At 70.1% G+C, this 23318-nt stretch carries 23 protein-coding genes; 13 read left to right on the forward strand and 10 right to left on the reverse strand.

Annotation, left to right across the window (positions count from 1 at the left end; all coding sequences use genetic code 11):
• Nucleotides 1-38: 38 nt before the first annotated feature.
• The 5 genes from pstB to pstS (AC1G9L_RS08485) all read right to left on the reverse strand — a co-directional run bounded on the left by pstB (nucleotide 39) and on the right by pstS (AC1G9L_RS08485) (nucleotide 5334).
• Nucleotides 39-866, reverse strand: a complete 828-nt coding sequence (pstB, locus tag AC1G9L_RS08465; protein WP_010343978.1) for a phosphate ABC transporter ATP-binding protein PstB — start codon at nucleotides 864-866, stop codon at nucleotides 39-41.
• Nucleotides 867-885: 19 nt separating this feature from the next.
• A complete protein-coding gene (gene pstA, locus AC1G9L_RS08470; RefSeq protein ID WP_019800952.1) occupies nucleotides 886-1752 on the reverse strand; it encodes a phosphate ABC transporter permease PstA in 867 nt (288 codons plus the stop codon).
• A 1-nt stretch (nucleotide 1753) separates the two neighbouring features.
• Nucleotides 1754-2728 (reverse strand): phosphate ABC transporter permease subunit PstC, encoded by a 975-nt coding sequence (gene pstC / locus AC1G9L_RS08475; RefSeq protein WP_010343976.1) that lies wholly within the window; start codon nucleotides 2726-2728, stop codon nucleotides 1754-1756.
• 213 nt (nucleotides 2729-2941) lie between these two features.
• Entirely contained in the window at nucleotides 2942-4039 is a 1098-nt protein-coding gene (gene pstS / locus AC1G9L_RS08480; protein WP_019801840.1) for a phosphate ABC transporter substrate-binding protein PstS, read from the reverse strand.
• Between the two features lie 281 nt (nucleotides 4040-4320).
• Complete coding sequence (gene pstS, locus AC1G9L_RS08485; protein WP_010343974.1) at nucleotides 4321-5334, reverse strand: phosphate ABC transporter substrate-binding protein PstS; 1014 nt, start codon at nucleotides 5332-5334, stop codon at nucleotides 4321-4323.
• Between the two features lie 258 nt (nucleotides 5335-5592).
• On the opposite strand from pstS (AC1G9L_RS08485), the gene AC1G9L_RS08490 reads away from it, so the two are divergent.
• From AC1G9L_RS08490 to AC1G9L_RS08505, 4 genes are all read left to right on the forward strand, one after another.
• The gene (locus AC1G9L_RS08490; RefSeq protein WP_019801841.1) at nucleotides 5593-6843 is read left to right on the forward strand and encodes a porin; all 1251 of its coding nucleotides are present in this window, start codon (nucleotides 5593-5595) and stop codon (nucleotides 6841-6843) included.
• Nucleotides 6844-7039: 196 nt separating this feature from the next.
• Complete coding sequence (locus AC1G9L_RS08495) at nucleotides 7040-7357, forward strand: hypothetical protein (RefSeq protein ID WP_481070692.1); 318 nt, start codon at nucleotides 7040-7042, stop codon at nucleotides 7355-7357.
• 105 nt (nucleotides 7358-7462) lie between these two features.
• Nucleotides 7463-8152: a carbonic anhydrase gene (locus tag AC1G9L_RS08500; RefSeq protein WP_019801843.1), complete on the forward strand. Its 690-nt coding sequence runs from the start codon at nucleotides 7463-7465 to the stop codon at nucleotides 8150-8152.
• Between the two features lie 12 nt (nucleotides 8153-8164).
• Nucleotides 8165-9739 carry a SulP family inorganic anion transporter gene (locus AC1G9L_RS08505; RefSeq protein ID WP_481070694.1) on the forward strand — a complete coding sequence of 525 codons (1575 nt, stop codon included), beginning with the start codon at nucleotides 8165-8167 and terminating at the stop codon, nucleotides 9737-9739.
• Between the two features lie 276 nt (nucleotides 9740-10015).
• On the opposite strand, the gene nth is transcribed toward AC1G9L_RS08505, so the two are convergent.
• Genes nth through AC1G9L_RS08520 form a run of 3 tightly spaced genes read right to left on the reverse strand, consistent with a single transcriptional unit; the run spans nucleotide 10016 to nucleotide 11888 of the window.
• Complete coding sequence (nth, locus tag AC1G9L_RS08510) at nucleotides 10016-10705, reverse strand: endonuclease III (RefSeq protein ID WP_019801845.1); 690 nt, start codon at nucleotides 10703-10705, stop codon at nucleotides 10016-10018.
• Entirely contained in the window at nucleotides 10702-11094 is a 393-nt protein-coding gene (locus tag AC1G9L_RS08515) for a hypothetical protein (protein ID WP_481070696.1), read from the reverse strand. The genes nth and AC1G9L_RS08515 overlap by 4 nt, the downstream gene beginning before the upstream one ends.
• An 11-nt stretch (nucleotides 11095-11105) precedes the next feature.
• Nucleotides 11106-11888 carry an enoyl-CoA hydratase/isomerase family protein gene (locus tag AC1G9L_RS08520; protein ID WP_481070697.1) on the reverse strand — a complete coding sequence of 261 codons (783 nt, stop codon included), beginning with the start codon at nucleotides 11886-11888 and terminating at the stop codon, nucleotides 11106-11108.
• A 160-nt stretch (nucleotides 11889-12048) separates the two neighbouring features.
• Here AC1G9L_RS08520 and AC1G9L_RS08525 point away from each other — a divergent pair, with 160 nt between their 5' ends.
• The 4 genes from AC1G9L_RS08525 (at nucleotide 12049) to AC1G9L_RS08540 (ending at nucleotide 15530) form a co-directional block, all read left to right on the forward strand.
• On the forward strand, nucleotides 12049-12750 hold the full coding sequence (locus AC1G9L_RS08525) for an FKBP-type peptidyl-prolyl cis-trans isomerase N-terminal domain-containing protein (protein WP_010343966.1): 702 nt from the start codon (nucleotides 12049-12051) through the stop codon (nucleotides 12748-12750).
• Nucleotides 12751-12863: 113 nt separating this feature from the next.
• Nucleotides 12864-13664 (forward strand): DUF1289 domain-containing protein, encoded by an 801-nt coding sequence (locus tag AC1G9L_RS08530; protein WP_019801616.1) that lies wholly within the window; start codon nucleotides 12864-12866, stop codon nucleotides 13662-13664.
• Nucleotides 13661-14542 (forward strand): sulfurtransferase, encoded by an 882-nt coding sequence (locus AC1G9L_RS08535; protein WP_481070699.1) that lies wholly within the window; start codon nucleotides 13661-13663, stop codon nucleotides 14540-14542. The genes AC1G9L_RS08530 and AC1G9L_RS08535 overlap by 4 nt, the downstream gene beginning before the upstream one ends.
• A 52-nt stretch (nucleotides 14543-14594) precedes the next feature.
• The gene (locus AC1G9L_RS08540; RefSeq protein WP_481071070.1) at nucleotides 14595-15530 is read left to right on the forward strand and encodes a DUF1684 domain-containing protein; all 936 of its coding nucleotides are present in this window, start codon (nucleotides 14595-14597) and stop codon (nucleotides 15528-15530) included.
• Nucleotides 15531-15630: 100 nt separating this feature from the next.
• On the opposite strand, the gene AC1G9L_RS08545 is transcribed toward AC1G9L_RS08540, so the two are convergent.
• Nucleotides 15631-16221, reverse strand: coding sequence for an N-acetylmuramoyl-L-alanine amidase (locus tag AC1G9L_RS08545; RefSeq protein ID WP_481070701.1), 591 nt, complete (start codon nucleotides 16219-16221; stop codon nucleotides 15631-15633).
• Between the two features lie 22 nt (nucleotides 16222-16243).
• On the opposite strand from AC1G9L_RS08545, the gene AC1G9L_RS08550 reads away from it, so the two are divergent.
• The 5 genes from AC1G9L_RS08550 (at nucleotide 16244) to rlmKL (ending at nucleotide 22041) form a co-directional block, all read left to right on the forward strand.
• Entirely contained in the window at nucleotides 16244-16735 is a 492-nt protein-coding gene (locus AC1G9L_RS08550; protein WP_481070703.1) for an MOSC domain-containing protein, read from the forward strand.
• Entirely contained in the window at nucleotides 16732-17259 is a 528-nt protein-coding gene (locus AC1G9L_RS08555) for a hypothetical protein (RefSeq protein ID WP_481070704.1), read from the forward strand. The genes AC1G9L_RS08550 and AC1G9L_RS08555 overlap by 4 nt, the downstream gene beginning before the upstream one ends.
• Before the next feature lie 14 nt (nucleotides 17260-17273).
• Entirely contained in the window at nucleotides 17274-17777 is a 504-nt protein-coding gene (locus tag AC1G9L_RS08560) for a GNAT family N-acetyltransferase (RefSeq protein WP_481071072.1), read from the forward strand.
• Nucleotides 17778-17944: 167 nt separating this feature from the next.
• Entirely contained in the window at nucleotides 17945-19558 is a 1614-nt protein-coding gene (locus AC1G9L_RS08565; protein ID WP_481070706.1) for an ABC-F family ATP-binding cassette domain-containing protein, read from the forward strand.
• A 308-nt stretch (nucleotides 19559-19866) separates the two neighbouring features.
• Nucleotides 19867-22041: a bifunctional 23S rRNA (guanine(2069)-N(7))-methyltransferase RlmK/23S rRNA (guanine(2445)-N(2))-methyltransferase RlmL gene (gene rlmKL / locus AC1G9L_RS08570; RefSeq protein WP_481070707.1), complete on the forward strand. Its 2175-nt coding sequence runs from the start codon at nucleotides 19867-19869 to the stop codon at nucleotides 22039-22041.
• A gap of 226 nt (nucleotides 22042-22267) precedes the next feature.
• Here rlmKL and AC1G9L_RS08575 read toward each other — a convergent pair whose 3' ends face one another.
• Nucleotides 22268-23311, reverse strand: coding sequence for an HD domain-containing phosphohydrolase (locus AC1G9L_RS08575; protein ID WP_019801684.1), 1044 nt, complete (start codon nucleotides 23309-23311; stop codon nucleotides 22268-22270).
• Nucleotides 23312-23318: the final 7 nt, after the last annotated feature.

The following is a 23318-nucleotide window of genomic DNA, read 5'->3' on the forward strand; positions in this document are numbered from 1 at the left end:
GGGCGCAGCCGCTGCGGCGAGGCAGCGGCGGCCGCGGCTCAGCCGAAACGGCCGGTGATGTAGTCTTCGGTCTGCTGCTTGTTCGGCTGCGAGAAGATGATTTCGGTGCGGTCGTGCTCGATCAGGTCGCCCAGGTACATGAAGGCGGTGTAGTCGGACACGCGCGCGGCCTGCTGCATGTTGTGGGTGACGATGACGATGGTGTAGTCGTTCTTCAGCTCTTCCACCAGTTGCTCGATGCGGCTGGTCGAGATCGGGTCCAGCGCCGAGGTCGGCTCGTCGAGCAGCAGCACGTCCGGGCGCAGCGCCACGGCGCGGGCGATGCACAGGCGCTGCTGCTGGCCGCCGGACAGGCCCAGCGCACTCTGCCCGAGCTTGTCCTTGACCTCGTCCCACAGCGCGCCCTGGCGCAGCGCCTGCTCGACGCGGTCGGCCATGTCGGCCTTGGACAGTTTCTCGTGGTGGCGGATGCCGTAGGCCACGTTCTCGAAGATGGTCATCGGGAACGGCACCGGCTTCTGGAACACCATGCCGACCTTGCTGCGCAGGCGGTTCATCGGGTACTTCGGCGAGAGGATGTTCTCGCCGTCCAGCAGCACCTCGCCGCGCGCTTCCAGCTTCGGATACAGCGCATAGATGCGGTTGAAGATGCGCAGCAGGGTGGACTTGCCGCAGCCGGAGGGGCCGATCAGCGCGGTGACGCGCTTTTCCGGCACTTCCAGGTTGATGCCCTTCAGCGCGTGGTACTTGTCGTAGTAGAAGTCCAGGCCGCGCGCGGCGATCTTGACCGGCGACGGCGCCAGCGCGGTGTGCCCGTTGGGCATGGCGATGCGGTGCATCGGTGCGGCGTTGTGGTGATCGTTCATGGCCGGGTCCATAGGGGGTTCAATCGTTGGAGATCTTGTTGCGCACCAGCAGGGCGCGCGCGCCGAGGCTGACCAGCAGGACGAACACCGTCAGCACCAGCGCGCCGGACCAGGCCAGCAGCTGCCAGCTCGGGTAGGGGCTGCCGGCGAAGGAGTTCATCACCACCGGCACGCTGGCCATCGGTTGGAAGATGTTGTTGTTCCAGTACTGGTTGCCGAAGGCGGTGAACAGCAGCGGCGCGGTCTCGCCGCTGATGCGCGCCAGCGCCAGCATCACGCCGGTGACGATGCCGGCCGAGGCGCTGCGGTACAGCACCTGCATGGTAACCTTCCACTGCGGGATGCCCAGCGACAGCGCCGCCTCGCGCATCTGCGCCGGCACCAGCCGCAGCATCTCGTCGGTGGTGCGCACCACCACCGGCAGCACGATGAAGGCCAGCGACAGCGCACCGGCCAGCGCCGAGAAGCGGCCGCCGGTCTGCATCACGTACAGGGTGTAGACGAACAGGCCGAGCACGATCGACGGCGCCGACAGCAGGATGTCGTTGACGAAACGCACCACCTGGCCGGTCTTGCGCGCGTTGCCGTATTCGGCCAGCCAGGTGCCGGCGGCCACGCCGAGCGGGGTGCCGATCAGCAGCGCCAGGCCGCACATCACCGCGCTGCCGAAGAACGCGTTGGCCAGGCCGCCTTCTTCGCCCGGCGGCGGGGTCATGCGGGTGAACAGGTTCAGGTTGATGCCGGAGATGCCCTTGGCCACCAGGGTCCACAGGATCCAGGCGAGGAACACCAGGCCGAACAGCGCGGTCAGGCAGGACAGGGTGAGCGCCACGGCGTTGACCACGCGGCGGCGGTTGTACAGGCGGTGGGCGACGTCGGCGGCCATCTCAGTTGCCCTCCTTGCGCGAGAGTTGCGCCAGCATCAGGCGGGCGATCGCCAGCACGATGAAGGTCACGATGAACAGCACGAAGCCCAGCAACAGCAGCGCCGAGCGGTAGGTCTCGGTCGCCTCGCCGAAGTCGTTGGCGATCAGCGCGGCGATGGTGGTGCCCGGCTCCAGCAGCGAGGGCGACAGGCGCACCGTGTTGCCGACCACGAAGGCCACCGCCATGGTCTCGCCGAGCGCGCGGCCCAGGCCCAGGAAGATGCCGCCGATCACCGCCGAGCGGGTGTAGGGCAGCACGATGTCCCAGCTCACTTCCCAGCGCGTGGAGCCGAGCGCGTAGGCCGATTCCTTGAGCCGGGTCGGCACGGTCAGGAACACCTCGCGCATCACCGAGGAGATGAAGGGGATCACCATGATCGCCAGCACGAAGCCGGCGGTAAGCAGGCCGATGCCCAGCGGCGGGCCCTGGAACATCGGGCCGATCAGCGGCAGCGTGCCGAGATGGTCGTTGAGCCAGGGCGTGACGTACTCGGTCATCATCGGCACCAGCACGAACAGGCCCCACATGCCGTAGATGATCGAGGGAATGCCGGCCAGCAGTTCGATCGCGGTGCCCACCGGCCCGCGCAGCCAGCGCGGCGCCACTTCGGTCAGGAAGAAGGCGATGCCGAAGCTGACCGGTACCGCGATCAGCATCGCGATCAACGCGGTCACCAGGGTGCCGTAGATCGGCGCCAGCGCGCCGTACTTGTTCTCGACCGGATTCCATTCGCTGGAGTAGAAGAAGCTCAGGCCCTGCAACTGCAGGGCATGGCGGCCGCCCCACAGCATCGACAGCGCCGCGCTGCCCAGGGCGACGAGCACGAACACGACGGTGGCAGTGAGGATCCAGCGGAACACTCGGTCGGCGCGGGCGTCACGCAGGTCGCGTCCGCGTGGCGCCGACATCGCTTCGGGAAGGACAGTGCTGTTCATGGGCTCGGTCGTCGCCGGAGCGCGCGACTGCGCGCTCCGATCGTAGCCGCGGCGCGGTGAGGCGCGCGCGGTGGGTGGTTGCATCGCTCCCGCACAGGCGGGAACCCGAAAATCCGGATCAGAAGGTGCCGAGACGGCGACCGGCGGCGCCTGGAGCGCACCGCCGGTCGCCGGGTGCCGCCGCGGTGCGCGCAGGACGCACCGCGTTGGCGCTTACTTGAATTCCTTGCTCCAGTAGGACTCGATCTGCTGCACCAGTTCCGGCGGCAGCGGCACGTAGTGCAGGGCGTCGGCCTGCGGCTGGCCCTTCTCGAAGGCCCACTTGAAGAAGTCCAGGGTCGCCTTGCTGCGCGCCGGGTCCTTGGCCTGCTTGTGCATCAGCATGAAGTTGGTGGCGGTGATCGGCCAGGCCTGCGCGCCCGTGGCGTTGGTGATGACCAGGTTGAAGTCCTTGGCGTTGGCCCAGTCTGCCGACGCGGCGGCCGCGGCGAAGCTCTCGGCATTGGGCTGCACCCAGTTGCCGGCGGCGTTCTGCATCGACGCGTACGGCATCTTGTTCTGCAGCGCGTAGGCCAGTTCGACGTAGCCGATCGAGCCCTTGATCTGCTGCACGTACGAGGCCACGCCTTCGTTGCCCTTGCCGCCGACGCCGCCCGGCCACTGCACCGAGGTGCCTTCGCCGACCTTGCCCTTCCACTCCGGGCTGACCTTGGACAGGTAGTTGGTGAAGTTGAAGCTGGTGCCCGAGCCGTCGGAGCGGTGCACCAGGTTGATCTTGGTGTCGGGCAGGGTCACGCCCGGGTTCAGCGCGGTCAGCGCCGGGTCGTTCCACTTGCTGATCTTGCCCAGGAAGATGTCGGCCAGCACCGGGCCGGTCAGGCGCAGCTTGCCCGCGTCCATGCCGTCCAGGTTGACCACCGGCACCACCCCCCCAATCGCTGAGGGGAACTGGCCGAGGCCGGCCGCGGCCAGTTCGGCGCTGTCCAGCGGCTTGTCGGAGGAGCCGAAATCGACCGTGCCGGCCTTGATCTGGGCGATGCCGCCGCCGGAGCCGATCGACTGGTAGTTGATCTTGTTGCCGGTGGCCGCGTTGTAGTCGGCCGACCACTTGGAGATCAGCGGATAGATGAAGGAAGCACCCGCACCGGAAATCTCGGCCGCGGTCTTGGCGCCGGCGGCCGGGGCGGCAGCGGGCGACCCGCCCGCCGCGTCGGCGGCACCCTGCTTGTCGCCGTTGCCGGGCTGGCAGGCGGTGACGGCGAAGGCCAGGGCGAGGGACAGGACGGCAATGCGCGCCGGCTGCAGTTTCATGGGGTCACTCCGTAGCGAAGAGCGCCGGGACATCCGGCGGATGCTCGCTATGAAATGATATTTTTGTTACAGCCAGATGACTTGCGGACTGGTTGGCGGACGCCATCACGGGATGCGGCGTTCGCGCCGTGCTGCAGGGGCTGCGCGGGGCAGGGGGACTGCCACCCGTCGGCGTCGTTGCGGTGCCGCCAGCGGGCACAAAAAAAAGCGCGGACCCTGCGGTCCGCGCCTTGGAGTATCGCCGTGCCGGGCGAGCGCGCCGGCACGGACGAGACGCCGGCTTACTTCATGTTCTGCGCCCAGTAGGCTTCGATCTGCTTGACCAGCGGCTCCGGCAGCGGCACGTAGTCCAGCGCCTTGGCCTGCGCCTGGCCCTGCTCGAACGACCACTTGAAGAAGTCCAGCGCGGCCTTCGACGACGCCGGCTTCTTGGCCTTCTTGTACATGATGGCCCAGGTGGTGGCGGTAATCGGCCACGCGTCCTGGCCCGGCGCGTTGGTCATGATCAGGTTGAAGTCCTTGGCCGACTTCCAGTCCGCGGTAGCGGCGGCAGCGGAGAAGGTCTTGTCGTCCGGCATCACGAAACGGCCGGCGGCGTTCTTCATGCCGGCGTAGCTGAGCTTGTTCTGCAGCGCGTAGGCGTACTCGACGTAGCCGATGCCGCCGCGGATCTGCTTGACGTAGGCGGCCACGCCCTCGTTGCCCTTGCCGCCGATGCCGGCCGGCCACTGCACGGCGGTGCCTTCGCCGACCTTGCTCTTCCACTCCGGGCTGACCTTGGACAGGTAGTTGGTGAAGTTGAAGCTGGTGCCCGAACCGTCGGAGCGGTGCACGATGGTGATCTTCAGGTCGGGCAGGGCCAGGCCCGGGTTCAGCGCGGCGATCGCCGGGTCGTTCCACTTGCTGATCTTGCCCAGGAAGATGTTGGCCAGCGTGGTGCCGTCCAGCTTCATCGCGCCCGGGGCCACGCCCGCCACGTTGAACACCGGCACGATGCCGCCGATCACGACCGGGAACTGGCCCAGGCCGAACTTGTCCAGCTCCGCGCCGCTGAGCGGCTTGTCGGAAGCGCCGAAATCGACCGTGGCCGCCTGGATCTGCGCGATGCCGCCGCCGGAACCGATCGACTGGTAGTTGACGCGGTTGCCGCTTTTCTCGGCATAGGCAGCCGACCACTTCGACAGCACCGGATAGACGAAGCTGGAGCCTGCGCCGGTGACATCGGTGGCTTGCGCCGCGAGCGAAAACGTAGCGACCGCGGCGGCTGCCAGCAGTCGGAGCTTGAGGGAACGCATCGGGAGAACTCCTGGAATAGGTGGGAAGCCGGCACCCCTGCCGGCATCGAGTGCATTCCAAGACTTTTTCATGAACGTCTGAAGAAAATCAGATGTCAGTCCGGTGACAGCCTTTCCGGGCGCGGATGCCTTCGTTTCGACACGAAGCTGACTCAAAACCGTCATGTCTTTGACGGAATCTTTACAAATGGTCGGGCCGTCGCACTGGGGCCGCACCGCACCCATCCCACCCTGCCACCACCCATCGGAGACATCCTAATGCGTTCTCATGTTCTCGCCACGGCGATCCTCGCCAGCCTCGGCCTGGCGGCCGCGCCGCAGGCGTTCGCGGCGAAGGCCAAGGCCAGCAGCAACCCGCCCGCCGTCAGCGCTGCCCAGTTGCAGCAACTGCAGGCCCAGATCGAAGCGCTGCAGACCCAGGTCCAGCAGCTGCAGGCGCAGTCGGAGGCCTTGCAGGCGCAGTCCGACGCGCAGTCGGAAGTGAATGTCGTGCAGGCCCAGGCGACCGAAACGGCGCAGGCCAGCGCCGCCAAGGTCGACAAGCTCGCCAAGCTGGTCAACGACAACAAGATCGGCGGCCGCATGTTCTTCGACCTGACCAACATCGACCGCACCAGCAGTGGCGCCAAGACTGCGGCCAGCGGCACCGGCCTGGACGTCAAGCGTTTCTACCTGACCGTCGACCACAGCTTCAACGAGATCTGGTCGGCCAACCTGACCACCGACTTCCAGTACAGCTCGGCGCTGTCCAACACCCAGCTGTTCGTCAAGAAGGCCTACGTGCAGGGCAAGTTCGACGACGCCTTCGCGCTGCGCATCGGTGCCGCCGACATGCCGTGGGTGCCGTTCGTCGAGAAGTTCTACGGCTACCGCTACGTCGAGAACACCCTGACCGACCGCCTGAAGTACGCCAACTCCTCCGACTGGGGTCTGCACGCCTTCGGCGACCTGGGTTCGCAGGTCAACTACGCGATGTCGGTGGTCAACGGTGCCGGCTACAAGAACCCGACCCGCGGCAAGGGCATGGACGTGGAAGGCCGCGTGGCCTACATGCCGATGCAGAACCTGGCCATCGCCGTCGGCGCCTACTCGGGCAAGCTGGGCAAGGAAACCGACATCCTCGACGCGCAGCACGACTACACCCGCGCCGATGCGATGGTCGCCTACGCCAATTCCAACTTCCGTCTGGGCGGCGAGTACTTCCAGGCCAAGAACCTCAACAACGTGCTGACCGCGGCCACCGACAAGTCCAGCGGCTGGTCGGTGTGGGGCAGCGTGGCGCTGACCGACGGCGGCATCAATGCCTTCGCCCGCTACGACAAGACCGACCTGAGCAAGACCATCGACCCGACCCTGGCCGACAAGTACTGGAACGTCGGCGTCGAGTTCCCGGTGCTGAAGAACCTGAAGCTGGCGACCGTGTACAAGTACACGCACCAGGACAACGCCAGCAAGAAGACCGACGTGGAAACCAAGGAATTCGGCGTCTGGGGCGACCTGTCGTTCTGATTCGCGGACGTTCCGCACGGTGTACGAAAGGCGGCGCATTGCGCCGCCTTTTGTTTTTGCGGCGTGACCGCCCGGACCCGCAAGATGGGCGCGGGCCGGGGTGGCTTTCACGGTTCGCGTCGACGGCCGTGGACGATGCAGTGAATTGTGCGGCGCAGCACTTGTCATCGGCGATGCGCCTTCCTACTGTCGAAGCATGCTCGCCCGTCTGTCCATGTTGATGTTGACCGCGTTGCTGGCGCTGTCCGCGATCCGTGCAGGATCGGCCGCGGCGGCGGCACCGGCGGCGCTGTGCGCGAGCATCTGCGCCAGCGATGTCGACGCCGACCTCGATGGAGTCACGCCCGCGCTGGAAGCGTCCGCCGCCGATCCCGATCCGCACGACGCACCGCTCGCGGTCGCATCCGCGTTGTTTCCGCCGGCTCTGCTGATCGGGCCTGGCTTGCCGGTGCGCGCGGCAGCGCCTTGCCGCAGCTATCGCCGTCCCGCGTTGCGTCCTCCATCCCGGGCCTGACGCCCGCATCGCCGCTGGCGGTGCCGATCCTTTGCTTCTGCTGCTTGCGTCTGCGTCGTACCCATTGCGGTGCGGCCTCTCTCCCCCCGTGCCTGGAGATATCCCATGCAACGTCTGCTCGACGGTTTCCGCCATTTCCGCAACGAGGTCTATCCGCGCCAGCGCGGGCTGTTCCGGCAACTCGCCGCCGGCCAGACCCCGCACACGCTGTTCATCACCTGCGCCGATTCGCGGGTGATGCCGGAACTGATGTTCGCCGCGCAGCCCGGCGAGCTGTTCGTCTACCGCAACATCGGCAACGTGGTGCCGCCGTACTCGCAGCACGTCAGCGGCGTGGTCGCGGCGATCGAGTACGCGGTGGCGGTGCTGCAGGTCGAGCACATCGTGATCTGCGGCCATACCGATTGCGGCGCGATGAAGGCGGTGCTCAATCCCGCGTCGCTGCAGGACGTGCCGACCGTGGCGGCCTGGCTCAAGCACACCGACAGCGCGCGCCAGGTCGCCGCGCAGCACGGCCATGCCGCGCATGCCGAGGACGCGCTGCATTGCCTGACCGAGGAGAACGTGGTGGCGCAGCTGGACCACCTGCGCACGCAGCCGGTGGTGGCGGCGCGGCTGGCGCGCGGCGCGCTGCGCATCCACGGCTGGATCTACGACATCGGCCATGGCGAGATCCGCGCCTTCGATGCCGAGCAGGGGCGGTTCCTGCCGTTGCTGCCGGAGGCCGGTCGACGCCCGCCCGATGCCACGCCGCCGCCGCGCCTGGCGCCGGTCCTGCGCAACGTCGCCGTCTGAGGAGGAGCCGCCATGCACACCATGACAGAGCACGCTCCGGCCGGCGCCTCCGCGCTGGCACGTTACCTCCGCGGCGGCGCCTTCGGCCGCGACCTGCTGGCCTCGGTGGTGGTCTTCCTGGTCGCCTTGCCGCTGTGCATGGGCATCGCGATCGCCTCGGGCATGCCGCCGGCCGCCGGCCTGATCACCGGCATCGTCGGCGGACTGGTGGTCGGGCTGATCGCCGGCTCGCCGCTGCAGGTCAGCGGCCCGGCGGCGGGACTGGCGGTGCTGGTGTTCGAACTGGTCCGCGCGCACGGCGTGGCGGCGCTGGGGCCGGTGATCCTGCTGGCCGGCGCGATCCAGTTGCTGGCCGGGTTGTGCCGCGCCGGCGTGTGGTTCCGCATGACCTCGCCGGCGGTGGTCGCCGGCATGCTGTCGGGCATCGGCATCCTGATCGTCGCCTCGCAATCGCACGTGCTGCTGGACGCCGCACCGAAGGCACGCGGCCTGGAGAACTTCGCCGCGTTGCCGGCGGTGCTGTGGCGCGCGCTGGACGCAGGCGTGGGCCGCGCCGCCTTGCTGGTCGGCCTGGGTACCATCGCGATCATGCTGGCGTGGGAACGGCTGCGTCCGCAGCGCCTGCGCTTCGTCCCCGGCGCCTTGCTCGCGGTGGTGGCGATGACCGCGCTGGTGCAGGTGCAGGCGCTGGACGTGCGCAAGGTGGACGTGCCGGCCAACCTGCTCTCGGCGATCCGCGTGCCGAGCCTGGACGACCTGCTCGGCGTGCTCGATGCCACGCTGTTGCTGTCGGCGCTCACCTTCGCCTTCATCGCCAGCGCCGAGACCCTGCTGTCGGCGGCGGCGGTGGACCGCATGCACCAGGGGCCGCGTACCCAATACGACCGCGAACTGGCCGCGCAGGGCGTGGGCAACATGCTGTGCGGCTTGCTCGGTGCCTTGCCGATGACCGGGGTGATCGTGCGCAGCGCGGCCAACGTGCAGGCCGGCGCGGCGACGCGCGTGTCGACCATGCTGCACGCGGGGTGGCTGCTGGTGTTCGCATTGTTGCTGCCGTGGCTGCTGCGGATGACGCCGGTGGCATGCCTGGCCGGCATCCTGGTCTATACCGGGCTGAAGATGGTCAAGCTGGGGCAGGTGCGCGAACTGGCCGCCTACGGTCGCGGCACCGCCGCCATCTACCTGGCGACGACCTTCGCCATCGTCGCCACCGACCTGCTGACCGGCGTGCTGATCGGCTTTGCGCTGTCGCTGCTGCGGCTGGCGCTGCAGCAGTCGCGGCTGACGGTCGGGGTGCATGCGCATGAAGACGCCGGCGACGCGGGCGCGGGCGAGGGGGCCGGCAAGCTGCGCCTGTCGCTGGAAGGCTCGGCCACCTTCCTGCGCGTGCCGACCATGGCGCGGACCCTGGAGCGGCTGCCGCCGAATACCGAGCTGCACCTGGACGTGGCGCGGCTGCGCCACGTCGACCACGCGTGCCTGGAACTGCTGCGCGACTGGAGCCGCAACGCCGCGGCCCGCGGCTGCGCGCTGGTGGTGGACTGGAAGGAACTGGACCGGCGCGTGGAGGGGCAACGGGCGGCGTAGTCGGTGGCGTGGCCGGCCGTGTTTCCGGTTGGCGATTCGAAGATCTGTAGGAGCGGTTTCAACCGCGACGCGCAGGCGAGGCAGTGTCGGCGGCGGAGACTGTCGCGGCTGAAGCCGCTCCCACAAGTGCTGCATCCAGCGAGCGCTTCGGTAGAGGTGTAGGAGCGGTTTCAACCGCGACGAGCGCAGCGGCGGACGTAGCGTGTCGTACACGTTGCCGGAGCCGATGACCAGAAGCTCGCGCCGGACAAGGCTCCAGACCATGCCGCACACCACTCAAACCGGCGTCTTGTCCTTGTACCGGCACAGGTCGCGGATCGCGCACTGCGGGCAGTCGGGCTTGCGCGCCTTGCACACGTAGCGGCCGTGCAGGATCAGCCAGTGGTGCGCGTCCTGCAGGAACTGCGCCGGCACCCGCTTGAGCAGGGAGTCCTCGACCGCGCGCACGTCCTTGCCCGGAGCCAGCCCGGTGCGGTTGGCGACACGGAAGATGTGCGTGTCCACCGCCATGGTCGGCTCGCCGAAGGCGGTGTTGAGCACCACGTTGGCGGTCTTGCGGCCGACCCCGGGCAGCGCTTCCAGCGCGGCGCGCGCACGCGGCACCTCGCCGCCGTGCTGCTCGACCAGGATCTTGCAGGTGGCGATGACGTTCTTGGCCTTGGCGTTGAACAGGCCGATGGTGGAGATGTAGCGCTTCAGCCCGTCCTCGCCCAGCGCCAGGATCGCGGCGGGCGTGTTCGCCACCGGATACAGGCGGCGGGTGGCCTTGTTGACGCCGACATCGGTGGCTTGCGCCGAGAGGATCACCGCGATCAGCAGTTCGAACGGGGTGCTGTATTCCAGCTCGGTGGTCGGGTTGGGATTGAGTTCGGACAGGCGCGAGAACAACTCGTGGATCTCGTCCTTGCTCAGCAGGCGTCCGCGCCGTGCAGGCGTGCTTGCGCCGGTACTCGCGGTCGCACTCATCGGCCGCCTCGCTGCGCGGCCTTGGCCTTGGCGCGGGCCAGGATCGCCGCGGCCGCGGCGGGCAGCGCCGGCGTGCCGGGTGCGGACGTGGTCGTGCTCGTGGCGGTCGCTGCAACGCTCGCACGCCGCGCCTGGCGCGCCGCGGCACGGCGTTGCAGCCGCGCGGTGCGCGCCCGATAGCGCGCGCGTGCGGCCCAGGCGTCGCGCAGGCGCTGCTGCGCGGCGAGCAATTGTGCGCGCAACTGCGGATGCGCCGGGTCGAGCGCGTCGTCGCCGGGATCGGTGCCGCGGTAGTCCATCAGGCCGCCGTCGATCGCGGCATCCAGATCGTCGTCCAGGATCCAGCGCAGCAACTGCAGCGGCGTGGCGGGAGTGGGGGCGTGCGACATCGTGCGCGGGCTCAGCGGTTGCGGAACTGCGGCGGGCGCCGCTCCAGGAAGGCGCGGGTGCCTTCGCGCATGTCGTCGCTGGAGAACAGCAGGCCGAATTGCGCGGTTTCGTACTCCAGTCCCTGCTCGATCGCGCTTTCGCCGCCGATCTGGATCGCGTCGAGGATGCCGCGCAGCGCAAGCGGTGCGGCATCGGCCAGTTGCTGCGCTAACTGCAGCGTGGTCGCCTGCAGTTCGCCGGCGGCGACCACGCGGTTGACCAGGCCCAACTGCAGTGCGCGCGCCGCGTCGATCGGCGCGCCGAGCAGGCACAGTTCCAGCGCCGCGGCGCGGCCGACCAGCCGCAGCAGGCGCTGGGTGCCGCCGAAGCCGGGGATCAGCCCGAGATTGATCTCCGGCTGGCCCAGGCGGGCGCCGTCGGCGGCCACGCGCAGGTGGCAGGCCATCGCCAGTTCCAGCCCGCCACCGAGGGCGAAGCCGTTGACCATCGCCAGCACCGGCTTGGGCATGCGCTCGATCCTGCGCATCAGGCGCTGGCCCAGTTGCGAGAAATCGCGGCCCTGAACCGGTGTCAGTTTGTTCATTTCGGTGATGTCGGCGCCGGCCACGAAGGCCTTCTCGCCGGCGCCGGTCAGCACCACCACGCGGATCTGCGGGTCGTCCGCGGCCGCGGCGAAGGCCGCATCCAGCGCCTGCAAAACCTGGCGATTCAAGGCGTTGAGCTTGTCGGCTCGATTCACGGTGAGGATGCGGATCGCACCCTGGGTATCGGCGAGGACCGGCGTGCCGGACATGTGCATTCCTGGTTGTTAAAAAAAAGTAATGGGAACTCTGGGCGGGCCGCACCAGTCAGAGCAGCGTCGTCGGTAGCGGTTACGCGCCGCGGCGGCTATCCTAACGCGTCATCTCAGGCGGCACGGGCCGCCCTGTGCCACCACCCTGGAGAATTGTTTGATGAAGTTGCGTTCTATTGCGGTCGCTGTCGCGGCCCTCGCCCTGAGCGGCAATGCGTTCGCCCAGGACACCTCGTCCGAGAAGGGCAAGCTGAGCTATTACTTCGGCTACGACTACGGCAACAACCTTGCCGAACTCACCGGCCGCGGCGAGCAGCTCGATATCAATGCGGTGGTGAAGGGCTTGCAGGACGCCTACGCCAAGAAGCAGCCGGCGGTCAGCGCCGACCAGCTGAAGCCGGCGGTGGAAGCGTTCCAGAAGCGCGAGCAGGCCCGCGCCCAGCAGGCCAAGGCCGACTACGAGAAGGCCGCTGCCGAGAACAAGACCAAGAGCGACCAGTTCATGGCCCAGAACAAGGCCAAGGCTGGCGTGCAGACCCTGCCCAGCGGCGTGCAGTACCGCGTGATCGAGGCCGGCACCGGTGCCAAGCCGACCCAGGCCAGCACCGTGCAGCTGGAAGTGGCCGGTCCGTACCCGTTCGGCCAGCGCCCGGCGCAGGCGCGTCCGGCGCAGCAGATCCCGGCGATCAAGGTCAGCGAAGTCGAGATGCAGGCCATGCGCGACACGCTGCTGCAGATGCCGGCCGGCTCCAAGTGGGAAGTGACCCTGCCGCCGGACAAGGCCTACGGTGCCGACCCGCGTACGCCGTTCCCGCCGAACGTGGCGGTGCAGTTCGAGATCAAGCTGGTCAGCGTCAAGTAAGCACGCTGGTTCAGTGCACGACGATTGCGCCGGCAGCGATGCCGGCGCAATTTTTTTGGGCAGGCGACGACGGCGCCGACGAATCGCGCTAGGCTGGCAAGGTGTCGAATCCGATGGATCCCGTTCCGCATGCCCCGCTCACGCCCTGCATCGGTATCTGCCGTCTCGATGCGCAGGGCTATTGCACGGGCTGCCTGCGCAACGGCGACGAAATCGCAGGTTGGCGCCGCATGAGCGACGCCGAACGCCGCCGCTACATGGACGAGGTGCTGCCGGGCCGCGGCTGGTCGCCGTCGCCGGGACAGCGCCTGGCCGAACGCGCACATCTGCTGCGCGCGCTGCATCCGTTGCAGCAGCCGCCGACGGGGCCGGGCTGGAATCACCACGAGTTGCAGGATCTGCTGCCGGACGGCGCGCCGGTGGAAGCGGCGGTGCTGGCCGGCCTGGTGCCGCGCGCCGACGGCACCCACGTGCTGCTGACCCGGCGCACCGACAGCCTGCGTCACCACGGCGGCCAGGTCAGTTTTCCCGGTGGCCGCATCGAGGCCAGCGATGCCGATGCGGTGGTCGCGGCGCTGCGCGAGAGCGAGGAAGAGATCGCGCTGGCGGCGTCCCAGGCCGAGCCGTTGGGCTATCTGGATCCGTTCGTCACCATCAGCGGTTTCCGGGTGATGCCGGTGGTCGCGGCGATCGATCCGCGCTTCGTGCCGCAGGCGCATCCGGGCGAAGTGGCGGAGGTATTCGAGGTGCCCTTGGCCTACCTGATGGCGCCGGACAACCTGCGCAGCATCGAGACCGATTACCGCGGACGCCCGCGCGTGGTGCTGGAGTACGGCTGGCCCGGCCAGCGGATCTGGGGCGCGACCGCGGCGATCCTGCTCAACCTGCGCCGCCGACTGGAGCAAGCCGCATGACCGTAACGTCCCCCGAATGGCACACCCTGGTCGAGGCGCCGGCACTGGCCGCCGCGCTCGGCGATCCCGCGCTGCGCCTGGTCGATGCGCGGTTCGTGCCGGCGGCGCTGCTCGATCCTGCCGCGGCAGCGGCGGCGCGCGCGGCCTATGCGCAGTCGCACCTGCCCGGCGCGGTCTACGCCGATCTGAACGCCGATCTGTCCGATCTCGGCCGTCCCGGCCTGGGCCGGCACCCGTTGCCGGACGATGCGGCCTTCGCGCGCACCCTGGGGCAATGGGGCATCGGCCCGCAGCACCAGGTGGTGGTCTACGACGCCGGCGATGGCAGCATGGCCGCCGCCCGCTTGTGGTGGATGCTGGGCCTGCTCGGCCATCGCCGGGTCGCCGTGCTCGACGGCGGCCTGGCCGAATGGCGCCGGCTGGGCCTGCCGGAAACCGACGCGGCCTCCGCGCCGTCGCCGCTGCCGCCGTATCCGCAGGCGTTCGATGCGGCGCGCATCGTCTCCGCCGAGGAGGTCGCCGCGCGTCTGCACGAGGCGCCGGGCTGGTTGCTGGATGCGCGCCCCGGCGAACGCTTCCGTGGCGAGGTGGAGCCGATCGACCCGCTGCCCGGACACGTGCCCGGCGCGCTCAACCTGCCGCTGGCGCAGAACCTGCGCGACGGCCGCCTGCGCCCGGCGCAGGAACTGCGCGCGGAACTACAGCCGTTGCTGCAGGGGCGAGATCCACGCGAGGTGGTGCTGATGTGCGGTTCCGGCGTCACCGCCTGCCATCTGCTGCTGGCGCTGGAGCATGCCGGCCTGCACGGCGCGCGCGTGTACGCCGGCTCCTGGAGCGGCTGGATCGCCGATCCGGCGCGGCCGCGCGCTGTCGGCTAGGGCCGCGGCGCACCCGAACGCATGCACGATGGCGCGCGACAGGGGCCGCACCATGCGCTGGCGTGAGGCCTGCGGGCTGGCGTTGATGCTGGGCCTGGCGTCCTGCGGCGAGCGACGCACGTCGGCCGATGGCGCCGATGCCTCGCCGCGCGCGCAATCGGCCACGCATTATCGCGAGCAGGTGGAGCGCAACCGTGCGCAGCGCCTGGCGACGTTGCGCGCGCCGTCGGGCTGGTTGAGTTTCACCGGCTCCGGGCGGTTGCACAGCGGCCTGCACCGGGTCGGCAGCGCACCGGACAACGACGTGCAGTTGCCGGCCGGCCCGGCGCATCTGGGCACGTTGCAGGTGGACCAGCAGGAAGGCGTGCATTTCCAGCCCGCGGCGGACGCGACGGTGCAGGTGAACGGCCAGCCGTTCGCCGGTGGCCGCCTGGAGACCGACGCGGCGCAAGACACCCAGACCCGGCTGGCGCTGGGGGCGCAGGAGTTCTACGTGGTGCGCACCGGCAACCTGTTCGGCTGGCGCTTCCGCGATCCGCAGGCGCCGGCGCGCGCGCGCTTCCGCGGCATCGATTACTTCCCGATCGATCCGCAGTGGCGGGTGGTGGCCGACTGGCATCCGGTGCCGGCGCCGCAGGCGATGGTGCTGCTCACCTCGATCGGCACGCCGCAGCCGCTGGCCCTGGTCGGCAGCGCCGAGTTCGTGCTGCGGGGGCGGCGCTACAAGCTGCAGGTCCTGCGCGACGGCGCCAGCCAGCGCCTGTTCCTGCCGTTCTCCGATCGCACCAGCGGCCGCGAGAGCTATGGCGGCGCCCGTTATCTGTTCGTGCCGGCGCCGCAGGGCGACCGCATCGTGCTGGATTTCAACCTGGCGCAGAACCCGCCGTGCGCGTTCACCCCGCACGTGGTGTGTCCGCTGGCGCCGGTGGGCAATCGCCTGGACCTGCCGGTGACCGCCGGCGAGAAGAACTACGTCGGCGCGCACTGAGCGCGTGCGGCACTCTTGTTGGGTTGGTTTTCGGCCTCTTTTGCGGGATCGGCCGCGACCCGATGCGATCGGCAATGCCCGGTCGCGGCTGAAGCCGCTTCTACGACAAGGCTTGATCAGCGGACGGCGCATACGGCGCCAGCGCCACAGCCTCCAGTACTTGCGGCCAGGGGAAGCGCGGCCCTGGATCCAGCTTGCGCTGCACCTGCCGCGTCGGATCGTCGCTGGCCGGTTCCAGGCTGCGGTCCAGCGCCTCGTGTCCGGCGATGTGGCGCAGCTGCGGCAACTCCGCGCGCAACTGCTGCAGCAAGCGGATCAGCGCCTGGATCTGCGCCGGGGGGTAGTCTTCGCACATCGCCTGGTGGCGCGAATCCAGCCACAGCGGATAGCGCCCGCGGTTGACCAGTTCGATGCCCAGCGACTGCGGGTTGTAGCCGCGCACGTGATGCGCGATGCGCTCCGCGGGCACGTAGCGATGCACGCTGCCGTCGCGGTCGATGTAGAAGTGGCCGCTGTTGCCGGTGCCCGACGGATACAGCACACGCTCGCCGTACAGGCGCGCGCTGGCCAGGTCCGGCAACTCGGTGCAGTGGATCACCGCCAGCGTGATGCTGTCCGGCGCGCGCTCCTGCAGCAGGTCGACGTAGGGCAGGGGCGCATCGTGGATCGGCAACGGCGGGGTAGGCGACATGCGCGGATGCTAGCATTCGCCGATGACCCTGAATTCCGAAAGCCCGCTGGCGACCCTGCTGGCCACACTGCCGCGCGCCGGACGCGTGGAATGGATCGGCCTGCGCCCGGCGCGCGACGTGCCGATGCGCGAAGTCGACGCCGCCACCGCGCAGACCGAGGGCGGCCTGCACGGCGACCGCTACGCCGGCCGCAACGGCAAGCGCGGCGTGACCCTGATCCAGGCCGAACACCTGCCGGCGATCGCCGCGCTGGCCGGCCATGCGGCGGTGGCGCCGGCGACCCTGCGGCGCAACGTGGTGGTCTCCGGCATTCCGCTGATCGCCCTGAAGGGGCGCCGCTTCCGCATCGGCGAGGTCGAACTGGAAGGCATCGCGCCGTGCGATCCGTGCTCGCGCATGGAGCAGGCGCTGGGGCCGGGCGGCTACAACGCCATGCGCGGCCACGGCGGCCTGTGCGCGCGCATCGTGCAGGGCGGCACGCTGCGGTTGGGCGATGCGGTGGTGGCGCTGTGAGCCGCGGTCACTGCATTCTCTCGCACGGCTTCGAGAGCGGGCCGGACGCGATCAAGGTGACCGCACTGGCCGAGGTCGCGGAGCGCCTGGGCTGGACCCATTCGCGCCCGGATTACACCGACCTGGACGCGCGCCGCGACATCAGCCCGCTCGGCGACGTGCCAACCCGCCTGCAGCGCCTGCTGGAACTGGCGCAGGCGGCGGCGCAGCGCGGGCCGCTGGTGCTGGCCGGTTCCAGCCTCGGCGCCTATATCGCCGCGCAGGTGTCGCTGCACGTGCCGGTGCGCGGCCTGTTCCTGATGGTGCCGCCGACGCGGATGGGCCATCTGCCGGCGCTGGACGCGGCGCCGGTGCCGACCTCGGTGGTGCACGCCTGGCGCGACGAACTGATTCCCGCCGCCGAGGTGATCGCGTGGGCGCAGGCGCGCGCGGCGCGGCTGCTGCTGGTCGACGACACGCATCGCCTGGGCGAGCACGTGGCGACCTCGGCGCACGCCTTCGCCGAGCTGCTGGAGCGCCTGTGAGCGCAGCCGACGCCATGCTGCTGCGCGCCGAGCGGCCGGCCGACGCGGCGGCGATCGAGGCGCTGACCCTGGTCGCCTTCTTCCGCGTCGCGCACAGCCGCCACGACGAGCAGGACATCATCGAACGGCTGCGCGCGGATGGCGCGCTGACCCTGTCGCTGGTGATCGAGCACGAGGGCTACGTGGTCGGCCACGTCGCGGTGTCGCCGGTGAGCCTGTCCGACGGCAGCCGCGGCTGGTACGGCGTGGGCCCGCTGTCGGTGGGGCCGGGCCACCAGCGACAGGGCCTGGGTGCGCGGCTGGTGCGCGAGGCGCTGGCGCAGTTGCAGGCGCTGGGTGCGGCCGGCTGCGTGGTGCTGGGCGATCCGGCGTACTACGCGCGCTTCGGCTTCCGCCCGGAACCGGGGCTGACCCTGCCGGGCGCACCGGTCGAGGCCTTCCAGGCGCTGGCCTTCGGCGAGCGTCTGCCGCCGATGGCCGAGGTGGAATACCACCCGGCCTTCCTGTCCGCGCCCTGAGCCTGCACAGCGCGATGTCGCCCGGCGCGGGTCGGGTGCGTTAGCATCATCGCGCCCCTTCATCGAGCATCTATGCCGATGCGCCATTGATGCCGCCGTCTTCGCGACGGCCTTTGTCCTTCCTGCCGAGCGGTCGGCGGGCACGACCGGCATCCATGGAGGTTCCCATGACGCATCCGCTGCTTGCGCTGGACAGCGCGACATACCTCCTGCCCGATGGCAGGACCCTGTTTTCCGATCTGCACTTCGCGCTCGATGCGCGGCCTACCGGCCTGGTGGGCCGCAATGGCGTCGGCAAGAGCGTGTTCGCGCGCCTGCTCGCCGGTGAACTGATACCGAGCGCCGGGCGCTGCGTGCGCCACGGTCGCCTCCATTACGTGCCGCAGCAGATCGCGCCGGCGCCGCACGCCACCGTCGCCGATCTGGCTGGGGTGGGCGCGGCGCTGCGGGCGTTGGCGCGGATCGAGGCCGGCAGTGCCGACGCGGCGGATTTCGACGCGCTCGGCGAGCGCTGGGACATCGCCCAGCGCCTGCAGGCACAACTGCACGCGCACGACCTGGGCGCGCTGGAGCCGCACCGCCTTGCAGCCACGCTCAGCGGCGGCGAGGCGATGCGGGTGGCGCTGATCGGCGCCTGGCTGGCCGAGGCCGATGCGCTGATCCTGGACGAGCCGACCCTGCACCTGGACGCGGCGCAGCGGCAGCGCCTGCGCGAGGCGCTGCAGCGCTGGCCGGGCGGTCTGCTGGTGATCAGCCACGATGCGCTGCTGCTCCAGGACATGCAGCGCACGCTGGAACTGTCGCCCGGCGGGCTGCGCGACTATGGCGGCGACTACGCGTTCTACCTGCAGTGCCGGGCCCGCGAGCGCGACGCCGCGCAGGCCGAACTGGCCCAGTACAAGCTGCAGCACGCGCGCGACAACGCCGCCTGGCAGGCGCAGCACGACCGGCAGCAGCGGCGCAGTGCGCGCGGGCGGCAGCAGGCCGGCGCGGCCAACCAGGCGCCGATCCTGCTCGGCCGGCAGAAACAGCGCAGCCAGGACAGCGCCGGCAAGCGCGTACGCGACCATCAGGCCACCCAGGCGCGCAGCCTGGCACGCATCGCCGAGGCCGCGTGCCAGGTGCAGCCGGACGCGCCGGTGGCGCTGTTCGCGCCGCCTTCGGCCGAGGCGGCCAGCCGTCGCCTGGTCGAGCTGCAGGCAGTGCGGCTGCCGTTCGCGCCGGCGACGCGGCAGCCGCTGGACCTGGTGGTGCAGGGCGGCGCACGCATCGGCGTGGTCGGGGCCAATGGCAGCGGCAAGTCGACCCTGCTGCGGCTGCTGGCCGGGCAGGTGACGGCGCTGTCCGGCACCTGCCGGGTGCGCGCCGCCAGCGCCTACCTGGACCAGTCGTTGGCGGCGCTGGACCCGGACGCCACCGCGCTGGCGCAGGTGCAGGCCGCCGCGCCCGGCGTGGCGCTCGCCGACCTGCGCACGCGGCTGGCCTTGCTCGGCCTGGACGCGCAGCGCATCGGCGTACCCTGCGCCCAGCTCAGTGGCGGCGAGCGGTTGAAGACCGCGCTGGCCTGCGCCTTCTACCGCACGCCGCCGGCCGAACTGCTGTTGCTGGACGAGCCGGACAACCACCTGGACCGCGAGGCCCGCGACGCCTTGCGCGCCGTGCTGCTGCAGTATCCCGGCGCGCTGCTGGTGGTGTCGCACGATGCGGACTTTCTCGACGCATTGCGCCTGCAGCAGCGCTTGCAGGCCGACGCCGAGGCTTGGCGGCTGACGCCGTGGTGAGTGGATGCGGCGCCGTTGTCGTGGTCGGCCTTGGAGGGCGAGCGTGGCGGGCGGGGCAGGGGGCGACCGTGGTCATCGGGGCGTGCGCTCATCGGTCGTCGTCTTGGCGCGGCCGGGGCGGCCGGAGCCGCTGTGCTATTCTGCGCCGCGTTTCGATGGCGTGCGTGGGCATCCTGTCGCGCGCCTCCGCGACGCGCCATGCCGTCGCAGGCGCTGCGCAACCGCCCGCAGTCTGTCGTGTGCCTTGGATGGCCCCTGCGGCCGCCGTGCCCGTCGCGCCCTTTCCCGTCCCTTGTGGTCCGCCTTCCGTGAAATTCTTCGTCTCCTGCGCCAAGGGCCTGGAATACCTGCTCGTCGATGAACTGCTCGCGCTCGGCGTGGCGCAGGCCACCGCCACCGTCGCCGGCGTCAATGCCGAAGGCAGCCTGCAGGACGCGCAGCGCGCGGTGGTGTGGTCGCGCCTGGCCAGCCGTGTGCTGTGGCCGTTGCAGTCCTTCGACTGCCCCGACGAGGCGGCGCTGTACGCCGGCGTGGCCGCGCTGCCGTGGCGCAGCCATCTGGCGCCGCAACACACCCTGGCGGTGGACGCGCATGTGTCCGGCACCGGCATCACCCACGCGCGCTTCGCCGCGCAGCGGGTCAAGGATGCGGTGGTGGACACGTTGCGCGGCGAGGGCCTGGAGCGGCCGTCGGTGGACGTGGAGCACCCGGACCTGCGCCTGAACCTGTCGCTGCGCAAGGGCCGCGCCACGCTGTCGGTGGACCTGGGCGGCGGCTCGCTGCACCGGCGTGGCTGGCGCCAGGCGCAGAACGAGGCGCCGCTGAAGGAGAACCTGGCTGCGGCGGTGCTGCTGCGCGGGCAGTGGCCGGCGCTGTATGCGCAGGGTGGCGGGCTGCTGGATCCGATGTGCGGCAGCGGCACGCTGCTGATCGAAGGCGCGCTGATGGCCGCCGATGTCGCGCCGGGCCTGCTGCGCGGCGAGCTGGCGGCGCAGCAGCGCGGCGACACCGATGCCGATGCCGCGCCGAGCCGCTGGCTGGGGTTCGACGTGGCGGCCTGGCGCACGCTGCTGGCCGAGGCGCGGCAGCGTGCCCAGACCGGCCGCGCCGCATTGCGGCCGGTGCTGTACGGCAGCGACCTCGACCCGCATGCGCTGCGCGCGGCGCGCGAGAACGCGCAGGCCGCCGGCGTGGCCGAGGCGATCGCCTTCGCCGTGCACGACGTCGCCGCGTTGCCCGCGCCAGCGCAGGCGCTGGGTACGGTGGTGTGCAACCCACCTTACGACGAGCGCCTGGCCGCCGACGCGGCGCTGTACCGGCGCCTGGGCGATGCGCTCAAGCGCGCGGTGCCGCAGTGGCGCGCCAGCCTGCTGTGCGGCAGCGACGAGCTGGCCTATGCCACCGGCCTGCGTGCGGCCAAGAAATACCAGATGTTCAACGGCGCGCTGGAGTGCCCGTTGATCGTCTGCGACCCGATCGCGGTCGCGCCGCGCGCCGGCGCCACCGAGGAGCCGCGCGTGCTCAGCGACGGTGCGCAGATGGTGGCCAATCGCCTGCGCAAGAATCTGCGCAAGTTCAAGACCTGGCGCGCCCGGGCGGGGATCAGTTGCTACCGCGCCTACGACGCCGACCTGCCCGAGTACGCGGCGGCGATCGACGTGTACCAGGAGGACGGCGGCCAGGCGCGCACCTTCCTGCACGTGCAGGAGTACGCGGCGCCGGACAGCATTCCCGACGCGGACGTGCGCCGTCGTCGCAACGAACTGCTGGCGGCCGCGCGCGAGGTGTTCGCGGTGCCGGCCGAACAGGTGGCGCTGAAGACCCGCGAGCGCGGCAAGGGCGGCAGCAAGTACGGCCGTTTCGAGCAGCGCGGCGAGTTTTTGGTGGTGCGCGAGCACGACGCGCTGCTGCGGGTGAACCTCTTCGACTACCTGGATACCGGGCTGTTCCTCGATCACCGCCCCCTGCGCGGCGTGATGGCGCAGCAGGCGCGCGGCAAGCGCTTCCTCAACCTGTTCTGCTACACCGGCGTGGCCAGCGTGCAGGCGGCGGTGGCCGGCGCCGATTCCACCACCAGCGTCGACCTGTCCGGCACCTACCTGCAGTGGTGCGCCGACAACCTGGCGTTCAACGGCAAGGGCGGCGCCCAGCACCGGCTGGTGCAGGCCGACGCGCTGAGCTGGCTGGAGGCGGAGAAGAACCGCTACGACGTGATCTTCTGCGACCCACCGACCTTCTCCAACTCCGCGCGCGCCGAGGATTTCGACATCCAGCGCGAGCATGTGCGGCTGTTGCGCGCGGCGGTGGCGCGGCTGATGCCCGAGGGCGTGCTGTACTTCTCCAACAACTTCCGCCGCTTCAAGCTGGACGAGAACGCGCTGGCCGAGTTCGCGGTGTGCGAGGAAATCAGCGCGCAGACCATCGATCCGGACTTCGAGCGCAACCCGCGCATCCATCGCGCCTGGCGTCTGCAGCGGCGTTGAGCGCGCGGCGCCTCGTGTGTTTTTCTGTAGGAGCGGCTTCAGCCGCGACAGGCGTTACCGGTACCGCCCATCGCGGAGCGTAGTGCGCTGTTCCTTCTCCTTCCGGGAGATGGTGCCCCGAAGGGGCGGGCGAGGGGACGGGCGAAGCCTCGTGTCCTCAATCTCTGCGATTTGCTTCGCGCCGTCCCCTCACCCCAACCCCTCTCCCGGGGGAGAGGGGCGTGTATCAGCCGCCGTGCTGCCGCAACGCGACCTGCGCCTTGCCGCGCGGCGGCGGGTCGTCCTCGCCCTCGCGTTCGTTCCAGTACGCCTGGATCTGCAGGATCTGCGGCAGGATCGCCTCGAACAACGCGACCAGGCGTGGCTCGAACTGGCTGCCGGACTTGTCGCGGAACAGTTCCATCGCCTGCTCCAGCGTCCACGGCGCCTTGTACGGGCGCGGCGAGGTGAGGGCGTCGAACACGTCGGCCACTGCCACGATCCGTGCCGATTCGGGAATCTGCGTGCCGGACACGCCGGCCGGGTAGCCGCCGCCGTCCCAGTGCTCGTGGTGGTACAGGGACACCTCGGCGGCGAGGCGGAACAGCGGCGCGCTGCTGCGGCTGAGGATGTCGTAGCCGATCCGCGGGTGCCGCTTCATCACCTGCCACTCGTCCGCATCCAGCGGCCCGGGCTTTTTCAGCACCGCATCGGGAATGCCGATCTTGCCGGTGTCGTGCATCGGCGCGGCCTGTTCCAGCAGCTCGGCGTCCTCGCGCGACCAGCCCGCGGCCAGCGCCAGCGCACGGGCGTAGGCAGCCATGCGCCAGATGTGGGTGCCGGTGTCCGAATCGCTGTAGTGGCCGGCCATGCCCAGCATCTCGATCGCGGCGCGGTGGCTGTCGGCGAGGCTGGCGGCGCTGACCAGCGACAGGTGGGTGCGCACCCGCGCGCGCAGGATGCTCGGCGAGTACGGCTTGGTGATGTAGTCGACGCCGCCGGCGTCGAAGCCGATGCTCTCGTCGGCGTCCTTGTCCTTGCCGGTGACGAAGATGATCGGGATCGCCGCGCTGCGCGCATCTTGCTTGAGCGTGCGGGCCAGGGTGTAGCCGTCGACGTCGGGCAGGTCGACGTCGAGCAGGATCAGCGCCGGGCGATGCTTGGCCACCCCGCGCAGCGCTTCGGCGCCGTTCTTGGCGAACACCAGGGCGTAGTCCTCGCGCAGCAACTGCCGGATCAGCGCCAGGTTGCTGGGTTCGTCGTCGACACAGAGAATGCACGGCTGGGTCATGGTGGCG

The sequence above is a fragment of the Xanthomonas sp. NCPPB 1132 genome (assembly GCF_056629235.1).